General features: G+C 50.7%; 1 protein-coding gene. It reads right to left on the bottom strand.

Going from position 1 to position 1671, the window contains the following annotated elements; translation table 11 throughout:
• Positions 1-36: 36 nt before the first annotated feature.
• Positions 37-1595, bottom strand: a protein-coding gene (locus tag DET62_RS14370; RefSeq protein ID WP_110014432.1) for an IS3 family transposase whose coding sequence is annotated in 2 segments (ribosomal slippage) — positions 37-1142 and positions 1142-1595 — 1560 coding nt in all. Because the reading frame shifts where the segments join, the coding sequence is not laid out codon by codon here.
• Positions 1596-1671 lie beyond the last annotated feature (76 nt).

Consider the following 1671-nt stretch of genomic DNA (forward strand, 5'->3'; position numbering starts at 1 on the left):
CGGCGTTTTTCAACCTAGTTGTCCAAAAAACCTGTTTTAAGCAACCGCCGTATTACGCTTAATTTCCTCAACATTGGAGGGATTTAGCGCAACGTCACCAACGGGCGTCCAGTTTCTTGTGTTGCCTGACCAGCGCTCCGGGCGGCTGCGTTTTTGTTGCTCATATAATGCAGCGCGTGCCGCTAATATGGCGTTATCTTCACCACGGTGCCGGCTACCCGGTGTCACAAAGTTAATCCCGCTGTGCAGGTGGTGCTCGTTATAAACGTTAACGAAGTCCATCATCCATTGGCGAACATGGCTGAGCGAGTTAAACCCTTTGCGTGGCCATTTCGGGCAGTATTTTACGGTCCGAAACAACGACTCTGAATACGGATTATCGTTGCTCACGCGTGGCCGGTTATGTGACATCGCCATGCCCAGGTTGGCCAACCTTGATTTCAGTGTAAACGAGGTCATCGGTGCCCCGTTATCTGAATGCAGTACCGGCGGATTATGCCAGCAGCCCTCGCGTAGCAGGGTTCGCTCAACCAGTTGTTTTGCCAGTTCACCGGATTCGGTTTCATGGACTTCCCAGCCGACGATTTTGCGGCTGTAAATATCAAGTATTAAGTACAGGTACCAGAAAACGCCTTTGACGTTCGAGGGACAATAACTGATGTCCCAGGTGTATACCTGATTCGGCCCGCTTGCCGTGTAACTGGTCGGCAACGGATGCTTATTCCGGGGTTTTGCTTTGCCCCGGTGTGTTAATTGCCGGTGCTTTTTCAGCACCCGGTAAATCGTTGATTCAGAGCCAATATAAACGCCTTTATCGGCCAGTAACGGCACGATTTGTGAGGCCGGTAAATCCGCATACTGCGGTAAATTACAGACCATCAGGATGCGCTGCTCTTCGTCTTTGCTCAACTGCCGCGGTTGTTTAACCGGCGCTGTTGTGGGCCGTTTATCCGGCGTCGGATTGTTAGCCCAGCGCTTTAACGTGCGTTGGCTTATGCACATAACATGCGCTGCCTGATGGCGGGATGCGCCGTTATTAACCGCTTCGTTAAAGTAATCGAGTAGCCTTATACGCTCGCTTTGCGGCGTTAGTCGTCCTCGTTGTCCGGTTCGTCCCCGTATAAGGCTTCGAGCTTTTTTGAAAGCACCAACAGGGCACTGGTCTCGGCCAACGCTTTATCTTTGCGGCGAACCTCGGCTTTAAGCTTTTTGATTTCTTTGGTCGTTTTTTTACGCTCTTGTTTTACCTGGCGCTCACTGTCAGCAGTGCGGCCAAAGCCCTGCAGGCAATCGGTACGCCACTGTTTGACCTGCTCGGTAAATAACCCTTTTTCACGGCAATAAGCCGACAGTTCGGCTTCCGATAAGCCGGCGGTTTCGATAACGATGGCTAACTTGTCTTCAGCGGACCATTGGTCAGCCTGTTTTTGATGTCCGGGCACTGCAACTCCTTGCTCACGACATTGTTTTAACCAATGATACAAGGTTTGCGGACTGATCCCATCCTCATCAGCCACAGAATTTACAGAGCGACTCTGTGGCGGTAATAATTTTTTGAGCGTTGCTGCTTTACGCTCTTCGGAATAACGTGGCATACATGAACCTATGCCGCCCACTGTTTATTAATTAATGGCGAAATTGCCAACTGGACAACTAGGCTGACATAGTGGG

It is taken from the genome of Idiomarina sp. H2, assembly GCF_004364275.1.
Taxonomy (GTDB): Bacteria; Pseudomonadota; Gammaproteobacteria; order Enterobacterales; family Alteromonadaceae; genus Idiomarina; species Idiomarina loihiensis.